The following is a 17,261-nucleotide window of genomic DNA, read 5'->3' on the forward strand; positions in this document are numbered from 1 at the left end:
ACGCACTGGGGTTCAGTGCGAGCTAGTCTGCGAGTTGCTATACTGAAATCTATGAAGAGACGCATATTAGTAGTTACGGTACTAACACTATTCCTAGGACTAGCCTGGAACCACCAGGCAGTAGTGGACTGGTGGTTCTTACGTAGTTATGATCCTCCTCAAGAGGTAGAGACGCTAGCTGATAGCTCATATTTCAGTGAGACCGGGCGGCGTCTGTTCTATCTGTCCGACCCTGCCGTGAACGACAAACAAGAGTTTAACATCAACTGTCCGATTTTTGAGAAAAGCTATGTTTTGGGTTGCTACTCTCAGCAGCGCATATATATTCTCGAGGTAGAGCGGCAAGAGCTTGAGGGCATTATGGAGGTAACGGCGGCGCACGAGATGCTACACGCCGCCTATGATCGGTTAAGTACGCGAGAACGTGATCGCGTGGTTGAGCAACTAGAAGCGGCCTATGCTGATATCGACAACGATAAGTTACGGAGCTTAATTCGCAGTTATGAGGAGACAGGGGGTGAGAGTGTTCGTCAAAACGAATTACATTCAATTATGGCGACTCAGGTCATCGAGTTGCCAAATGAGATAGAGACTTACTACGGTCAGTATTTCAGTGATCGTCAGGCAGTAGCCGAAATCTACGCCGAGTACGAAGGTGTATTTAGCGAATTGAATCGTGATATAGATCGCCTGCAAGCCGAAGTCACCGCAGTGCGGGATCAGTTGGCCAGTTTGGAAGACCAGATTGTGACTACTCGAGCTGAAGTTGATGGGCTAAATCGCGAGATGAGTCGGTTGGAGGACGAAGGCGAGATTGCGGCCTACAACCAGCTCGTCCCCCGGCAAAACGCCGCGGTTGATCGTTATAACGGCTATGTCGATCAGTATCGCGGACTAGTCAGTCGGCATAACCAGTTAGTCGATGGGCTTAACCGTACCGTGTTGTTGCAAAAGGATCTAGTCAACAGCTTGGATAGCAAGTTCGAGTCGCTGTAGGAACTTAGGGGTATGGGGTAGATGCTACTCGTGGTCAGCAGCCTACTTAATACTGTATAACAAATACTCTATACTGATCTTATATGGCTAAAACGATATTCGTCTGTCAGGAGTGCGGCACTACTGCTCCGCGGTGGAGTGGTAAGTGTAGTGGTTGCGGAAACTGGAACACTTTAATCGAGGAAGTAAAGAGTGGTGGCTCTAGGGCGGGTAGTTCCGTTAGTGCGCGCGCAACGCAGAAGTTAGCTGATATCCCGGACACACAAGCCGTCGGTCGACTCGATACTCAAGTTACAGAGTTAAACAAGGTTTTCGGTGGCGGGATTGTACCCGGCAGCATCACTTTACTGGCGGGAGAGCCGGGAGTGGGCAAGTCGACTCTGCTACTGCAGTTAGCGGCTAATCTCGCTGTCAACCATAAGGTGCTCTACGTTAGTGGTGAGGAGTCACTACAACAGATTAAGCTTCGAGCTGAACGGCTTAAGCTGCGGGAGGTTAAGCTTGAGCTACTGGCCGAGATCGATATCGATACTATCGCCGCTACACTGAAGCACGGCCAGTATGATTTCGTTGTAATCGATTCGGTTCAGACCATGCAGACCAGTGAGTTGAGTGCTAGCGCCGGTACCGTGAGTCAGATTACGGCCAGTACCCATCGTCTACAGAGTGTGGCCAAGGCCAGTCAGACCGCTGTACTAGTAGTTGGCCACGTGACCAAAGAAGGTAACATCGCCGGCCCGAAAATTCTCGAGCATCTGGTAGATGTAGTGCTCTATCTCGAAGGTGAACGTTTTGGTAGCTTCAAACTACTGCGGGGGGTGAAGAATCGTTACGGCTCCACCCATGAGGTCGGTATCTTTGAGATGGAAGAAGGTGGGATGGTGCCGGTAGATAATCCTTCAGCCCGTTTTCTGCAGGAGCGTGCACCTGGAGATGGTTCAGTGGTCTTGGCTACGGTAGAAGGGACCCGGGCTTTACTGGTCGAGGTTCAGGCCTTAGTGAGTACTAGCCCTTTTGGTTACCCCAAACGTACGGCGGCTGGTTTTGATCTTAATCGACTCAATTTATTAATAGCGGTTTTAGGCCAGCGGGCCGGTATAAAACTCGCCGACAAGGATGTCTATATTAATATTGTTGGTGGTATGAAGCTGGTCGAGCCGGCCGCTGACCTAGCTGTCGCACTAGCGATTGCTTCAGCCGCTAAGCGCCAGCCGCTAGTTGATGGACTGGTGGTTTTCGGGGAGGTCGGACTTAATGGTGAGATTCGTTCAGTGAGTGACACCGCTAAACGAGTGAAAGAGGCGCGGAAATTGAAATTCAAATCTGCGCTAGCTCCATCTGGCACCAATGCAGAGTACATAGAGGCTGTGGTTACGCTCAAAGAGGCGATTAAACGAGGGCTAGTTTCTTAAGCGCCGCCACCAGCTTAGTCCACCACCACTCCCGCCATCACCTACCTCACTACAGCTACCACTCTCAGGACAGGTAATAGTAGCGGTATCGAACAAGCCATCGCGAATGACCACTGCTTCGAAGGTGTAGCTGCCGCTGCCACCTTCAGGAGTGTAACGGAAGATGTAAGCCCCACCAGAATTACCGTCGGCCGAGATGCCGGCTGTACTGCCGTTGTAGGTTAGTCTTACCTCGTCGGCCACCCCACCTTGGAGTGCGACCCGGATAGTAATCTCATCGTTATCGTATTCGGCGCTGGATTCACTCTCGTTGATTTGAGGTTGACTGTTGCAGTTATCTTCGCGTTCCGGTATCTCACCGCCACCGCGTATGTCCAGACGACTAGCTAAGGCTTGGACCGGGGGATTCCAGCGAGAGAAGGCTGGGTCTGCAGGTGGAATCTCAGCCCGTAGTCCGTAGCTGGTGATACGGGAGGTAAAATCCTCGTGCGCCGGACAGCTGTCGTTGATGCGGCGATTAGTAGCAGTGTTGACTAGAGCCGATTCTAGATCGCTCCCACCGCGGGGGGTATACCAGCTAGGAAAGATATCGGTAACAGTAGATGAGGAGTTATCACTGGCCCGATCCCCAGTGTAGCGATCTAGGGTGACGGTCTTTATGCCTTCCGGTCGTTCGAAGGGTTGGTTCGCTTGACCCTCCAGGGCAGTAGCCATAAAACGGGAGAAGATCGGTCCGGTCATGGTATCGGTCGGAGCGTGCATGGCCTCATTATCGTTATGTCCGACCCAGATACCGGTAACTAGACTCTTAGTGTAGCCCATGATCCAGCCGTCTTTAAAGTTATCGGTGGTTCCGGTCTTAGCCGCGACGGTGTGACCAGGAATGTTGAAGTAGGGAGAGTTAGCACCGAAGGTCGGAGCCCGCGCTGAATCATCGGAGAGGATGCTAGATATGAGGTAGGGGACCTGTGGGTCGAAGATACGTTCGCCTTCACTCTCCTCCCATTCTTCGATGATATTTCCGTCTGGGTCGGTGATCTTCAGTATCGTAACCTGCTCGTGGTGCAGACCACCGTTAGCGAACGTTTCATATGCGCTCACATGCTGATTAAGCTGCACTTCACCGGCCCCGAGAACTAAGCTGAGGCCATAGTTGCTTGGATCGCCTAAGGTGGTAATACCCATACGCTCCACTAGGTTGAGCGTATTCTCGATTCCGGCGATGTAGAGCATCTTAACGGCCGGGATGTTACGTGAACGCGCTAGGGCGGAGCGAATAGTCATATTGCCGGCGAAACCACCATCGTAGTTGTTAGGAATGTAGCCACCGCCAAAATCGGTGCGTACGTCGTACATGATGCTGCCTGGCCCCCAGTCTTTAGTCTCAGCAAAGGCTTGAGCGTAGGCGTAGGGCTTAAAGCTGGAACCGGGCTGGCGCTTAGCAGTAGCTGCGTTGTAGGCGCCATAGCCCGGTTCGGAGAAGTCGCGAGAGCCAACCATGGCTAATACTTGCCCATTATTTGGGTCTGAGGCTACAAGAGCGGCGTTGTTACCGCCGCCGGCCTCTACGGCTGCTATACCGGCCTCTACGGCTGCTTCAGCTTTATGTTGTAGGTCGAGATCGATCGTAGTGATGATTTGTAGTCCACCCTGGATTACTTCTTGAGCACCGTATTTTTCTTCCAACTGTTCTTGAGCCCGGATGACGAAGTGAGGTGCCTCGATATTTCGGAATGCATCTGGAGTCTCATTTACGTTTGCAAGCGTGTCGACTTCCTTAGCGGCGGCAGCTTCCTCCTCGGTGATATAGCCTTGTTCAGCCATTAAGTCGAGCACTATGTGCATTCTAAAAACTAGATCTTCGGTGTTCTGGCCGTAGGGTGAGTAATAGGTCGGTGCTTGGGGCAGGGCTGCTAGTAGTGCAGCCTCATCTAGGCTTAATTCGGCCGTATCTTTAGAGAAGTACATTTGTGAGGCGGCCTGAACACCGTAGGCTTGCGCTCCGTAACCGATCTCATTTAGGTATAGTTCGAGAATGTCGTCTTTCTCATAGAGCTGTTCGATTTGGATAGAAAGGATGAGCTCTTTAATCTTGCGGGTAATAGTCTGCTCTTTAGTTAGAAGTGCATTCTTGACGTACTGCTGGGTGATGGTAGAGCCCCCCTGCAAGCCGCCCCGATCGATACTTAGGACGTTGTAGATGGCGGCCCGGATAATGCCTAGTGAGCTGAAGGCCCCTTGGTTACGAAAGTTCTTATCCTCTACCGCGATAGTGGCGTCGGCGACGTAGGGACCCATGTCCTCTAGATCAATATAGGTACGATTTTGGTCACCATAGACCTCATATAGAACCTGCTCGCCGGTGCGGTCATAGAAACGAGTCGTTTGATCTAATTGTCGGGCATTAATCTGACCTGGACTGGGCAGGTCTTTAGCGAAGTAGAGGAACAGGCCGACGATAGCTAGTAAGATTATCCCAGTCGCCACCCCAGCTATCTTGAGTGCAGCCAGTGCGCCTGGTCTGGTGAACCACCAGTCTCGAAAACGCTGCGGGTGGAGGTACCACAGCCAACGTCGCCACCACAAATCGGGCGGGGTGGCAGACTTATGCGCCGCCGTGCGCTTCCGAGGTGCAGCTTTTGCTTTTTTACCCTTCTGCTTGGTGCCGTTTGAGAATAATTGCTTTAATTTTCGATTAAGTTTAGTCATAACTAGCTGGCTTCCTCCCCATAAGAAACGTTCGTGACTTATTATAGCAAATAAGCCGAAGCATATTTAGTTAAAATTTTGCTCCGTTGCCAGTCAGTAAGCTATGATGTCATATATGAATGATTTAATATTTCGGGCCAGCAAGGAGATAGTAGTCCGTTCTGAACTGGAGGCTGCCCTGGCAGAGGGTCGAAAACTGCGGATTAAGTTTGGTATCGATCCTACTGGAGAACGGATCCACCTCGGTCACGCCGCTACGATCCGTAAACTGAAACATTTTCAAGCCGCCGGACATCAGATCGTACTGATTGTCGGTAGTTTTACTGGACGCATCGGAGATGCTTCTGATAAAGACAGCGAGCGACAGATTTTAACCGCTGAGGCCGTCGAACGTAATATGCAACGCTATGAGGTGCAACTGGGTCGTATCTTTGATATTTCGGCGGCAGAGATACACTATAACCATGAGTGGTTCAACCAGATGGGTTTGGATGAGTGGCTCCGGATCAATCAGCTGTTCTCGGTAGCGCAGATGATTGAGCGTGATAACTTCGCGCAACGGTTTAAGGCCGGTAGTCGGATCGGTCTGCAGGAGTTTCAGTACCCACTGTTGCAGGGCTATGACTCGGTGGCCGTGCGCGCCGATGTCGAGATCGGTGGTACCGATCAGCTGTTTAACCTACTTGCTGGTCGACCACTGCAGAAAGCCTATAAGCAGGCTCCGCAGCATGCGATAACTTATGAGCTGCTCTTAGCTGATGACGGCCGCAAGATGAGCAAATCTTGGGCTAACTGCATCTGGATCGATGATGAGCCGGCCGAAATGTACGGCAAGCTGATGCGGATTAACGATGAGCTCGTTATGCACTATTTCGAGCTATGTACTGACGTACCGGTGGCTGAGCTTGATGAGTTAAAAACGGCCCTCGAGTCCGGTAATCCGCGCGACGTTAAAGCCAGATTAGCCCGCGAGGTAGTAGCTATCTATCACGATGAGGCAGCGGCCGACCACGCTGCTGCGGCTTTCATGCGTCAGTTTAGCCAAGGAGAGCTTCCAGAGAATATACCTGAAGTTCAGCTGGATCACGCCAGCTGGGAGGTAGAAGCGCTACTGTTAGCTACTAAATTAGCCGACTCTAAATCGGCTGCTCGTCGATTATTGGCACAGGGCGGTGTGCGGTTAAATGGCGAAAAGTTGACGTCTACTACTGTGAACGTTACACCAGGGGATGTACTGCAAGCAGGTAAACGTCGTTTCGTGCGGCTTATCCTGAGCTAATCACTTATAATCTAAGTTTGTTAGTATGAGCATATGAAAATGGATTCATCTGTCAGTGAACTCAGTGGGGTTGGGGCGGCTGTCGCTGGCAAACTTACCCAATTGGGGATTGAAACGATTGCCGATCTATTACGACACTACCCACGTCGCTACGACGACTACTCCCAAGTTACTCCGGTCGCCCTACTTCATCCAGGTCAGGTGACTGTAAAAGGTCGAATCAGCCAGGTCACCAATCGCCGAACTAGAAGCTCTACTACCTTAACCGAGGCCTTGATTAGTGATGATAGCGGCGAGGTTAAGGCAGTTTGGTTTAACCAGCCCTACCTAGCTAAGCAACTACCGCACGATGGGGCCGTTTATCTCTCTGGTGAGTTGGCCTTTAAGTACCAACAGTATGCTTTGCAGAATCCGGTAGTGGAGCGAGTTAGTAATTTCACTAAGGATACGGCCCGAATAGTACCGGTCTATCCGGAGACGGCCGGTTTGAGTTCAAAGCAGCTCCGTCGCTTACTGGCTCAAGCCCTACAGGTAGCCCTACCGGAGGTAATACCGCTTGAAATCCGGCAGCAATACCGTCTGCTGTCGATTAACCAGGCTATAGCCCAGATCCATTTTCCTAGTTCAGTAGTTCAGCTGGAGGCGGCTAAGTACCGGCTGGGGTTTGAGGAAGTTTATTTGTTACAGCTGGTCGCACGTTCGCTGCGGGATAAGTTGTCACATGAGATTGCCCCACGCATTAAGTTTGATTTAGAAGCTACCACTAACCTGCTAACACAGTTGCCTTTTAAACTAACCAATGACCAGCGCAAGGTGGCTTGGCGCATTATGCAGGACTTAGACAGCGAACGGCCCATGAACCGTTTACTACAAGGTGATGTAGGGAGTGGTAAGACGGTGGTAGCGGCCCTGGCGGCTCAGCAGGTAGCCCGAGCCGGTCGGCAAACGGTATTGCTGGCACCGACCGAACTGCTAGCTCGTCAGCACTTCGAAACGTTATGTTCTACCCTCTCTGGAGAGGAGATTAAGGTCGACCTCTTAGTTAGTAGTATTAAAGGAGCCCAGCGCAGGGAAGTATTGCAGGGTTTAAGTGAGGGGCGTACCGCTATAGTAGTCGGCACGCACGCCCTGCTAGAGAAAGAGGTAGTGCTCGCTAATCTCGGTCTAGTAATAATCGATGAACAACATCGCTTTGGTGTTAGGCAGCGTCAAGCTATTCAACAGATGTCGCCTACAGCACCGCATCTGCTCAGCATGTCAGCTACGCCGATCCCGCGTAGTTTAGCCCTGACGGCTTATGGTGATCTCGATATCTCCAGTATTCGTGAACTACCGATTGGGAGAAAGCCGATTAAGACTGAAGTGAGCACTAATGCCCGTCAGGTGTACGCTCATATCTATGAGCAGATTAAGTCCGGTCGACAAGTGTATGTGGTCTGCCCTTTAATTGAAGACTCTGCCAAGTCGGAAGCTACAAGTGTGGCTACGCAAATCAAACAGCTTAAGCAATACTGGCGTGATGTGCGGATTGCTCCCTTGCACGGTCGCCTGAAGGCCGAGGAGAAAGCGGCTACTATGCGTGACTTTAGTAAGGGTAAGATCGATGTTCTGGTGGCCACGACTGTGGTAGAAGTCGGAGTTGATGTCAGTAATGCTACTATCATGCTAATTGAGGGGGCCGAGCGCTTCGGATTGGCTACCTTACATCAGTTACGGGGCCGGGTTGGTCGAGGGAGGGCTCAGTCCTATTGCTATCTGAAGACTTCAGCTAGCGGTCAAGCCAGGCAGCGCTTGCAACTAATGGAACGCTATCAGGATGGTTTCATTCTCGCCGAACAAGATCTAGAGTTGCGCGGTCCTGGGGAGATCTATGGACAGCATCAACACGGCGCCTTAGATTTACGCATGGCTCGCTTGAATGACCTTGAGTTATTAACCGCGGCCAAGACGGCCGCTCAAGATACCCCCTTGCCAGTTAGAGATGCGACCCTACGACAGACATTGGCTCGCTTACAGACGAGGCTCGGCACTAACTAGCTGCCGTTAAACTTTGCTATACTATTGAGTAATTCCCGCGTCGATAATTACTATATCGACACCAATAAATACAAACTAATAATCTAAGGAGAGCAGTCCAAATACATGTATGCTGGCTTTATCACGTCCAAATATACCGCTGATTGGTTAGGCGCCCATCAAAAGTTTAACAAGATGGCCTACCGTAAGGTTGTGCCCCATATCGAGCTGGCTAAATTTCCACCGTTAGATAAGATTCAACATTTCGAGGGCTATAACGGTCCGGACGGTATTAAAGTTAAAGCGTTACACCGGCACGAAGACCCTAGTCACTTCTACGATCCGACGCAAGAGTCCGGCCCAATAGTGGAGCACATTGATAATCACTACCACTCCTTAGTCAAGGCACTGAAAAGTGGGGCCGTAACCAGGGCGGCTTTTGAGTCTGCTTGGCTGGCACATGCCGTCGTAGATGGTCTCACTCCGGCCCATCATTATCCCTATGAGGAAGAGCTCCATGTGATGTATGCCGCCGGAAAACAGGAGTTTAGTAAGCGTAGACATAAGGTAGTTATTCAAGGTGACAACCGCCGCCAGGCCATGCGTAATAACTGGCAGATGTGGGGGAGCAAGGGTTTACTCTCAACTCACCTGCACTTTGAAGCTGGCGTAGCGGCGGCGGTTTTAACCGGTAAGTTTCCGGAGGCGATTAACCCCATGAAACTAAAACAGGCGCGGTTGCAGGGTCCACTCGCTTTCTTTAAGGGTGAAGCTGCAGCTATCCATCGCTTGAAGCTTTACGATAAGTTCTATAGGACCAGCTGGACGATCGGCTTGGCTCGGCTGGTGCGGCATCAGTTAGCCCCAGCCATTATTCAGACAGTAGCTATCGAGTGGATACTGGCGGCTGAAGAGGCCGGGATCGGTAAGTAGTGCGGATCATCGGTGGACAATACGGCGGTTACAAGATTCAGGGTCCGAAGACCGCTGCTACGCGGCCCATCTCGGATCGAGCTAAGGAATCACTGTTTAATATGCTAGGAGATATAGCAGGGCTCAGTTTTGTCGACGCCTATGCCGGCAGCGGTAGTGTGGGTCTGGAGGCTATCAGCCGTGCTGCCGAACCAGTGGTAGCGGTTGAGAGCGGTCGAGAAGCAGTTGCAACTATTCAGGTTAACGCCCAGCACCTGGGAGTGGCTAACCAGCTAGAGGTGCGGCAACTTGCAGTTGAGTCTTGGCTAGCGGCTGACGCGCGACGGTTTGATATCGTCTTTGCCGATCCTCCCTTTCAGGCGGTCGATGAGGTGGTGTTGCTGCGACTAGCAGAACGGGCAGAGCAACTATTTATTTATAAGCATGCCCGTCGTACTCGACCTATCGATATCCCCGAGCGTGAGTTAGTGCGTAGTCGCCGATACGGTGATAGTGTACTCTCCTTCTACCGCTAAAGAAGTGATCGGGTATCAAGCTTCAGTTATGATTTACTCCCCAGCGTTGGTAAAATATTGGCTAGGTAGTAGAATACAGGTTGCAACTTAACTTTAAAGCAGTTCTCAATTAAGACACTGCACAGAAACTATCCAGCTGATGCCGCGGTGGCGGAATTGGTAGACGCGCTAGGTTTAGGACCTAGTGAGGTTACACTCGTGAGAGTTCGAGTCTCTCCCGCGGCACCATCTGGATGGCCAATCGATGCCAGCGAAAATTCCTTACCATAGGCTCATCTGGTAATATAGAGGCAATGACAGCTATATCTACTCAAAATTATAAGGGCGCCCGGGACTTTTATCCGGAAGAGATGCGCCTGCAGCACTATATTTTCACCACCTGGCGTCGGGTTAGTGAGCGCTACGGTTATGCTGAAGTGATGGCTCCGATCTTAGAGTTTACCGATCTCTATCGGGCCAAGACCGGAGAGGAGATTGTGAGTGAGCAGACTTACAGTTTTAAGGACCGGGGCGGCCGTGATGTGACGATTCGGCCCGAGATGACACCTTCAGTGGCTCGCATGGTGGCGGCCCGACAGCAGGAACTTAGCTTCCCGCTCCGTTGGTACTCAATTCCGAATCTGTGGCGTTACGAACGCCCTCAGCACGGTCGGCTCCGTGAACACTGGCAGTTGAACGCCGATATCTTTGGATTAGATGATACGTCTGCTGAACTAGAGATAATTAGCCTAGCCCATGCTCTGTTGCTAGAGTTTGGAGCGACTGAGGATATGTTTTCGATTAAGCTGAACAGCCGGGAACTGATGAGCTATATCTTAGGTGAGTACCTCTCTCTGCAGGTAGACGCAGCTCATCGGGTCGGTAAACTGCTCGATCGGAAGAGCAAAATGAGTGATGAGGCTTTTATCAATCAGGCCGATGCCATACTAGGTGCAAAGCTGGAACTATTTCTAGATTTAATTCAATCCAGCAAGCTACACGACCTACCGGATGAGGTGCGTAACAGTCAGGCAGCTACTGAGCTGGCTGAACTGGCCCGGGCCCTACACCGTCGCGGAGTGAGCAACATTAGCTTTGATCTCACTATTCAGCGCGGTTTTGATTACTATACCGGGATCGTATTCGAGATATTCGACACCAGTCCAGAGAACCAGCGCTCACTTTTTGGTGGCGGTCGCTACGATGATTTACTACAGATCTTTAAATCACCACGCGTTCCTGCCGTCGGTTTCGGGGTGGGTGATGTGACAATGGCTGATTTCCTGCAAGTGCATCAGCTAGTGCCTCAGCTTGATTCGGCTACAAAGGTAGCGATCGTTGCTCTAGAGCCGGAGCATAATGAGGATGCACTGGTTCTTGCTGATCAACTGCGTCAGGCGCAGATCGCGGTGGCAGTCGATACGACTGAACGCAAAGTGGGGACTAAGATTAAAGTGGCCGATAAGCAGGCAATTCCCTATGTGCTAGTGCTGGGTCCAGAGGAAGTGGCTAATCAGCGTTATAGTTTGAAAGAACTTAAGACAGGTGATGAGTTTAACGGTAGTTTAGAGCAGGTAATTGCCCGACTAAGTTAAGGTATGTTAGAGTAAGCAACTGTGAATGTTAAAGTAAATCGCACCAAAGACGAAGTTGTCATTAATATTACCGCTAACACCGATGAGTTAGCTCCGACGGTTAAATCTACCTTTAACCGACTCCGCGGCAGTGTTTCTGCTAAAGGATTTCGCCCGGGCAAGGCCCCAAATAACATCATCGAACGCGAGCTAGGCGCCGAACAGGTTCAGGCCGAAGTAATCGATGCTGCAGCGGAGAAGTTTTACCGTCAGGCTTTGGTCGAACACGATATCCGTCCCATTGCTAATCCGCATGTCGATGTGAAAAAATTTGTTCCCTACACCGAACTGGAGCTGGAAGTAAAAGTAGCTGTCATGCCTGAGGTTAAGCTAGGTGATTATAAGAGTATTTCGAAGAAACCGCCCGAGGCCGAGGTGAGTAGCGTCGAGGTTGACGAAGTTGTAACTACCATTCGCGATCGATTGGCCGAACGTCAAGAAGTCGAGCGGGCCGCCCGCGAGGGCGATGAGGTCGTAATTGACTTTCATGGTCGTAAGGACGGAGCCGATGTAGCCGGGGCTCAGGCTCAGGATTACCCCTTGCTGCTAGGTAGTAATCGTTTTATACCGGGTTTTGAGACCGAATTAGTTGGGCTTAAATCGGGTGAAGAGAAAGTGTTTAAGATTAAGTTTCCGGTCGAATACGGTGAAGCTTCATTAGCGGGTCAGGAAGTCGAGTTCAGTATTAAGCTACATAAGGTAACTGAACTCATAGCGCCAGAAGTTAATGACGAGCTAGCTAAAAATGCCGGTCCGTTTGAGAGCTTAGCGCAGCTTCGTGACGATGTAACTGCTCACTTGAAGAGTGAGAAGGAGCAAGGGTTGCAACGAGAGTTTGAGAACACAGTGATTGAGGCCGTGGTTGAATCAGCCAAAGTCGAGTTACCTCAGAGCATGTTGGCTGCTGAACGCGAACGCATCGCCGCCGATTTCGACCGTAGCCTTACCGAGCAAGGTCTAACTGAGGATGAGTACCTCAAGCAAACCAAACAGACTGAGAAGCAACATCAGTCTGCTTTGGATGAGCAAGCCGAGCGGCGGGTTAAGACTGCCCTAGTACTAACTACTGTAGCTGATGCTGAAGCTATCGAGATCACCCCGGAAGAGTTGGAGATCAGATTGCAAGTGTTAGCCGGTCAGTATCAAGACGAGAAAGTTCAAGCCGAGCTACAGAAGCCGGAAGTCCGTCGTGAGATTGCTAACCAGATGCTAGCCGAGAAGACGGTAGCTAAGCTAGTAGAATATGCTACCGGCGTACCCGAGTCTGACCAAGCGGATAAATCTACCTCGCCTAAGACCAAGTAGAGGTAAGGAGTGGGTAGTTTTAGCACTCTTGACTCTGGAGTGCTAAGGTAGCTACAATTAATACTATGATTATGCCCACTAACCAGATTCTAATACCCACAGTGCTAGAGAAAACGCACAACGGCGAGCGAGCCTATGATATTTACTCGCGCCTACTAAAAGACAGCATCATCTTTCTTGGTACTGCAATCGATGATCATGTCGCTAACCTAGTGGTAGCGCAACTGCTGCACTTATCTCATGAGAACCCGAAGAAAGACATTAAGCTTTATATTAACAGCCCGGGCGGTAGCGTCAGTGCTGGGATGGCGATTTACGACACGATGCAGTTTATTAAACCGGCCGTATCTACTATTAACGTCGGTATGGCGGCTAGTATGGCGGCGATTTTGCTAGCTGGTGGTGCGCGTGGTAAGCGCTTAGCTTTACCACACTCGCGGGTGATGATTCACCAACCTTCACATGGTTTCGAAGGCACAGCTTCCGATATAGAGATCAGCGCTCGGGAGACTATCCGCATTAAGGAAGAGCTGATTAAGCTGTTTGCTAAGGATACTAAAAAGACAGTAAAGACCGTTGAGCGCGATATGGATCGTGACAAATGGATGACAGCCGATGAAGCGCTTAAGTACGGGGCTATCGACACGATCATTAAATAACTTAGGAATGAAAGCGAAACAGCACCGATTTTGAGTGGCAGAATCAGATAGCTTAAGCTTTAAGATTAGTCCCAGTAGCTCGTATTTGCTGTCGACCGCGGCCTTAATTTAGGTGGTATGGGGGTTGACTCTTTGACGCTGAGCCGTGATAATGGGATTAAATGAGGCAGAATAAGCGTTTATTCCTGCATGTAGCCGGGCCTTAGTAGTTCCTCAAGAAAACGTTCAACCATACCCAAAAAAATAAGCACTATTGCTTTATGGATTGGGAAATCAACCTAAGGATTATATAAGGAGTAGCTCTGTCTATGAGTGCAAATGCCAATCGTGTCTCATTCTCGAACCAAACGCCGCTAATCGAACTGCCGAATCTACTGGAGAGTCAACACCGTTCATTCCAGTGGTTCCTTGAAGAGGGTCTGAGCGAGCTCTTTACTGAAATCAATCCTATCGATGATTACACCGGTACTAAACTGGAACTATCTTTCAAGGGTCACCGTTTTGATGACCCGAAGGTCACAGAAGCCGAAGCTAAGGAAAACAACATCTCCTATGACGCCCCTCTGTATGCAACGGTTGAGTTGATTAACAAGGTCACCGGCGAGGTCAAGGAACAGGAGATCTACTTGGGTGACTATCCGATGATGACCGAACGGGCCACGTTTATCATTAACGGTTCTGAACGAGCGGTAGTCTCTCAACTAATTCGCAGTCCGGGCGTAATCTTTACGGCCGACCGTGGCGGTGACCGTAATCTATATGGAGCTAAGGTCAACCCGGCTCGCGGTGCCTGGCTAGAATTTGAGACTTCGGCTAACGGTGAGATCTTCGTAAAGATTGACCGTCGGCGTAAATTACCTGCCACTACGCTTCTACGGGCACTAGGCATGAGTACTAATAAGCAGATTGAGGCAGCCTTTGCCGAGGTCGAGGCGAATGATGTCGATTACATCAAGAACACTATCGCTAAAGATACTGCTAAAAATACTTCCGACGCCTTAATTGAGGTCTACCGTCGCCTCCGCCCGGGCGATTTAGCAACTGTTGAGAACGCTAAAAGCCTGATTGATAACACCTTTTTCGACTATAAGCGTTTCGATTTTTCTAAAGTCGGCCGCTACAAACTTAACCGTCGGCTAGGAATGGACGTGCCGAACGATACTGCGCACCGTGTGATGCGGGTCGAGGATGTCGCTGCTGTAATGAAAGAAATTATTCGTCTCAATAATACTCAGGATGATCCTGATGAGATGGACTCATTTGCTAACCGCCGCCTGAAGCAGGTCGGTGAGCTGATGCAGCGGGCCTTTCGAATCGGACTACTGCGCATGGAGCGGAACGTAAAAGATCGTATGAGTGTGTACGATATCGAGGAAGTAACTGCCCAGCAGCTACTTAATGCCCGACCAGTGGTTGCTAGTGTTCGGGAGTTCTTCGCCTCTTCCCAGCTTAGTCAGTTTATGGATCAGGTAAACCCATTGGCTGAGCTAACGCATAAGCGGCGGCTTAGCGCTACCGGACCAGGTGGACTGAGTCGTGAGCGAGCCGGTTTCGAGGTTCGTGATGTACACCGAACTCATTACGGTCGAGCTTGTGTGGTGGAGACACCAGAAGGATCGAACATTGGTTTAGTGTTGACCCTGACCTGTTACTCGCGCGTTAACGAGTATGGCTTTATAGAAACACCGTACCGACGGGTGATTACCGAGCTCCCTCTAGAAGAGGCGATCGGTAGTGCTGTCAGGGGCGACTTAACTGACGACAAGGGCAAGATTTTGCTAAAGAACGGTACTAAGGTCGCTAAGGCAGATGTCGCCAAATTACGAACAGCTAACGTCGAAGCCGTTCCGGTCAAGCCTCGGGCAACAACCGATGTCGTTTATCTCGACGCTCAGGATGAAGACAATACGGTTATCGCCTCTATCGGTAATGAGCTGGATGAGAATGGGTTCTTTGTTGAAGATCGTGTCGCCGTCCGACGTAACGGACGACCCGGCGAAGACGAGGTGGAGCGAGTGACTCATATGGATATTTCGGCTCAGCAGACGATCGGTATCTCAGCCGGTTTGATTCCTTTTATGGAGAAAGACAACGTAACCCGTGCCCTAACCGGTGCAAACCAGCAGCGCCAAGCTGTTCCCCTGCTTCGTCCAGAGGCTCCGATTGTCGGAACTGGCATGGAGGCCCCGGCGGCCCATAACTCCGGTCACATGATAGTGGCCGAACACAATGGTGTAGTACGCAGTGCTACCGCTCGAGAAGTCACAGTGGACTACAAAGATAAGATTCAGAAGACCTACCCGCTACAGTCATTTGTACGTAGCAACGAAGGCACCTCACTAACACACCGGGTGATCGTTGAGTCTGGACAGAAGGTAAAGCGTGGGGACGTACTGGCCGACGGAATGAGTACTGATCATGGTGAGCTAGCGCTCGGCGCTAACCTGCTGGTCGGTTTCATGCCTTGGGGCGGATACAACTTTGAGGACGCTATTATCATCTCGCGCCGGTTAGTGCAGGACGATACGTTAACCTCGATTCATATCGAAGAGTACAGCCTTGAAGTACGGGAGACTAAATTAGGACCGGAGCAGATTACTCGAGATATTCCTAACGTTTCCGAAGAGGCCTTAGCTAACTTGGATGAGGACGGTATCATTCAGGTTGGTGCTGAAGTTCATCCTGGCGACGTACTGGTTGGAAAGATTACTCCAAAGGGTGAACAGGAGCTGTCCAGCGAAGAGAGACTCCTCAGAGCTATCTTTGGTGAGAAGGCTAAAGACGTGCGTGATTCTTCTCGCCGGATGCCGAACGGCAAGCACGGTAAAGTGGTCGGAGTGAAGATATTTAGCCGCGAAGGTGGTCACGATCTGAAAGCCGGTATCTTACAGCAGATCCACGTTTATGTGGCTCAGATGCGCAAGGTTTCAGTGGGAGATAAGCTCGGTGGTCGTCACGGCAACAAGGGTGTAATCGCCCGGATACTACCGGTAGAGGACATGCCTTTCATGGCCGACGGTACTCCAGTTGACATCTTGCTTAACCCACTTGGAGTGGCACAGCGAATGAACATCGGACAGATCTTTGAAACTCACTTGGGTTGGGCGGCTCAAGCCCTTGGCTATACTGTAGCTAGCGCACCATTCGATGGTGTTTCAATCGACAAGATTAAGTCAGAACTTAAGCGGGCCGGCCTACCGGAAGACGGCAAGACCCAGCTTTTCGACGGTCGCACCGGTGAGTCCTTCAAAGAGCGCACTACTGTCGGTTACATCTACATCAACAAACTCAAGCACATGATCGATGACAAGATACATGCTCGTTCGACCGGACCTTACACGATGGTTACCCAGCAACCGCTGGGCGGAAAGGCCCAAAACGGTGGTCAGCGCTTCGGTGAGATGGAGGTCTGGGCGCTGGAAGCTTACGGTGTTGCTAATATCCTCCAAGAGATGCTGACGATTAAGTCCGACGATGTGATCGGCCGCTCTAAAGCCTATGAGTCTATCATTAAGAATGAAGAGATTCACGGTCCACGTTTGCCAGAGTCATTTAATGTGCTGGTCAAAGAACTGCAGAGCTTAGGCTTAGACGTCGACCTAGTTCAGGATGACAAATTGATCGATGCCGAGGAGATGTTGGAGCGGGAGTACAAGAATGAAGACTCGACTGCGCCTATCATTAGTGATGACCCCGGCCCAACCGTGGATGTTACCGAAGATGCCGCTGCGGCTGATGAAGAAGCGGTGCTAGATGAAGAGGAAGCGAGTGAAGAGCAGGAGTCAGTGAGCGTAAGTAGCGACGATAAGGACGAGGAGTAGAAT

The 17,261-nt window shown here is 50.7% G+C and carries 11 protein-coding genes and 1 tRNA gene; 11 read left to right on the forward strand and 1 reads right to left on the reverse strand.

All coding sequences use genetic code 11. The features are described from left to right. Nucleotides 1-51: 51 nt before the first annotated feature. Both WD467_03800 and radA read left to right on the forward strand, forming a co-directional pair. Nucleotides 52-996, forward strand: a complete 945-nt coding sequence (locus tag WD467_03800) for a hypothetical protein (GenBank protein MEX2452998.1) — start codon at nt 52-54, stop codon at nt 994-996. Between the two features lie 83 nt (nt 997-1,079). Next, complete coding sequence (radA, locus tag WD467_03805; protein ID MEX2452999.1) at nt 1,080-2,408, forward strand: DNA repair protein RadA; 1,329 nt, start codon at nt 1,080-1,082, stop codon at nt 2,406-2,408. On the opposite strand, the gene WD467_03810 is transcribed toward radA, so the two are convergent. Further along, nucleotides 2,397-5,117 (reverse strand): transglycosylase domain-containing protein, encoded by a 2,721-nt coding sequence (locus WD467_03810; protein MEX2453000.1) that lies wholly within the window; start codon nt 5,115-5,117, stop codon nt 2,397-2,399. The two genes, radA and WD467_03810, sit on opposite strands and share 12 nt — an antisense overlap. A gap of 115 nt (nt 5,118-5,232) precedes the next feature. On the opposite strand from WD467_03810, the gene tyrS reads away from it, so the two are divergent. The 9 genes from tyrS to WD467_03855 all read left to right on the forward strand — a co-directional run bounded on the left by tyrS (nt 5,233) and on the right by WD467_03855 (nt 17,258). Further along, on the forward strand, nt 5,233-6,396 hold the full coding sequence (tyrS, locus tag WD467_03815; protein MEX2453001.1) for a tyrosine--tRNA ligase: 1,164 nt from the start codon (nt 5,233-5,235) through the stop codon (nt 6,394-6,396). A 33-nt stretch (nt 6,397-6,429) separates the two neighbouring features. Further along, a complete protein-coding gene (gene recG / locus WD467_03820; GenBank protein MEX2453002.1) occupies nt 6,430-8,433 on the forward strand; it encodes an ATP-dependent DNA helicase RecG in 2,004 nt (667 codons plus the stop codon). A gap of 174 nt (nt 8,434-8,607) precedes the next feature. Next, nucleotides 8,608-9,345, forward strand: coding sequence for a hypothetical protein (locus tag WD467_03825; protein MEX2453003.1), 738 nt, complete (start codon nt 8,608-8,610; stop codon nt 9,343-9,345). Beyond that, on the forward strand, nt 9,345-9,860 hold the full coding sequence (gene rsmD / locus WD467_03830; protein ID MEX2453004.1) for a 16S rRNA (guanine(966)-N(2))-methyltransferase RsmD: 516 nt from the start codon (nt 9,345-9,347) through the stop codon (nt 9,858-9,860). Before WD467_03825 ends, rsmD begins: the two co-directional genes overlap by 1 nt. A gap of 141 nt (nt 9,861-10,001) precedes the next feature. Then, nucleotides 10,002-10,088 (forward strand) — tRNA-Leu (locus WD467_03835). Between the two features lie 65 nt (nt 10,089-10,153). Then, the gene (gene hisS, locus WD467_03840) at nt 10,154-11,434 is read left to right on the forward strand and encodes a histidine--tRNA ligase (protein MEX2453005.1); all 1,281 of its coding nucleotides are present in this window, start codon (nt 10,154-10,156) and stop codon (nt 11,432-11,434) included. A gap of 21 nt (nt 11,435-11,455) precedes the next feature. Continuing rightward, nucleotides 11,456-12,778 carry a trigger factor gene (tig, locus tag WD467_03845; protein MEX2453006.1) on the forward strand — a complete coding sequence of 441 codons (1,323 nt, stop codon included), beginning with the start codon at nt 11,456-11,458 and terminating at the stop codon, nt 12,776-12,778. 71 nt (nt 12,779-12,849) lie between these two features. After that, on the forward strand, nt 12,850-13,437 hold the full coding sequence (locus WD467_03850) for an ATP-dependent Clp protease proteolytic subunit (protein ID MEX2453007.1): 588 nt from the start codon (nt 12,850-12,852) through the stop codon (nt 13,435-13,437). Between the two features lie 308 nt (nt 13,438-13,745). Next, nucleotides 13,746-17,258 carry a DNA-directed RNA polymerase subunit beta gene (locus WD467_03855; protein MEX2453008.1) on the forward strand — a complete coding sequence of 1,171 codons (3,513 nt, stop codon included), beginning with the start codon at nt 13,746-13,748 and terminating at the stop codon, nt 17,256-17,258. The last annotated feature ends 3 nt before the right edge of the window (nt 17,259-17,261 follow it).

It is taken from the genome of Candidatus Saccharimonadales bacterium, assembly GCA_040903985.1.
Taxonomy (GTDB): domain Bacteria; phylum Patescibacteriota; class Saccharimonadia; order QS-5-54-17; family QS-5-54-17; genus JBBDUI01.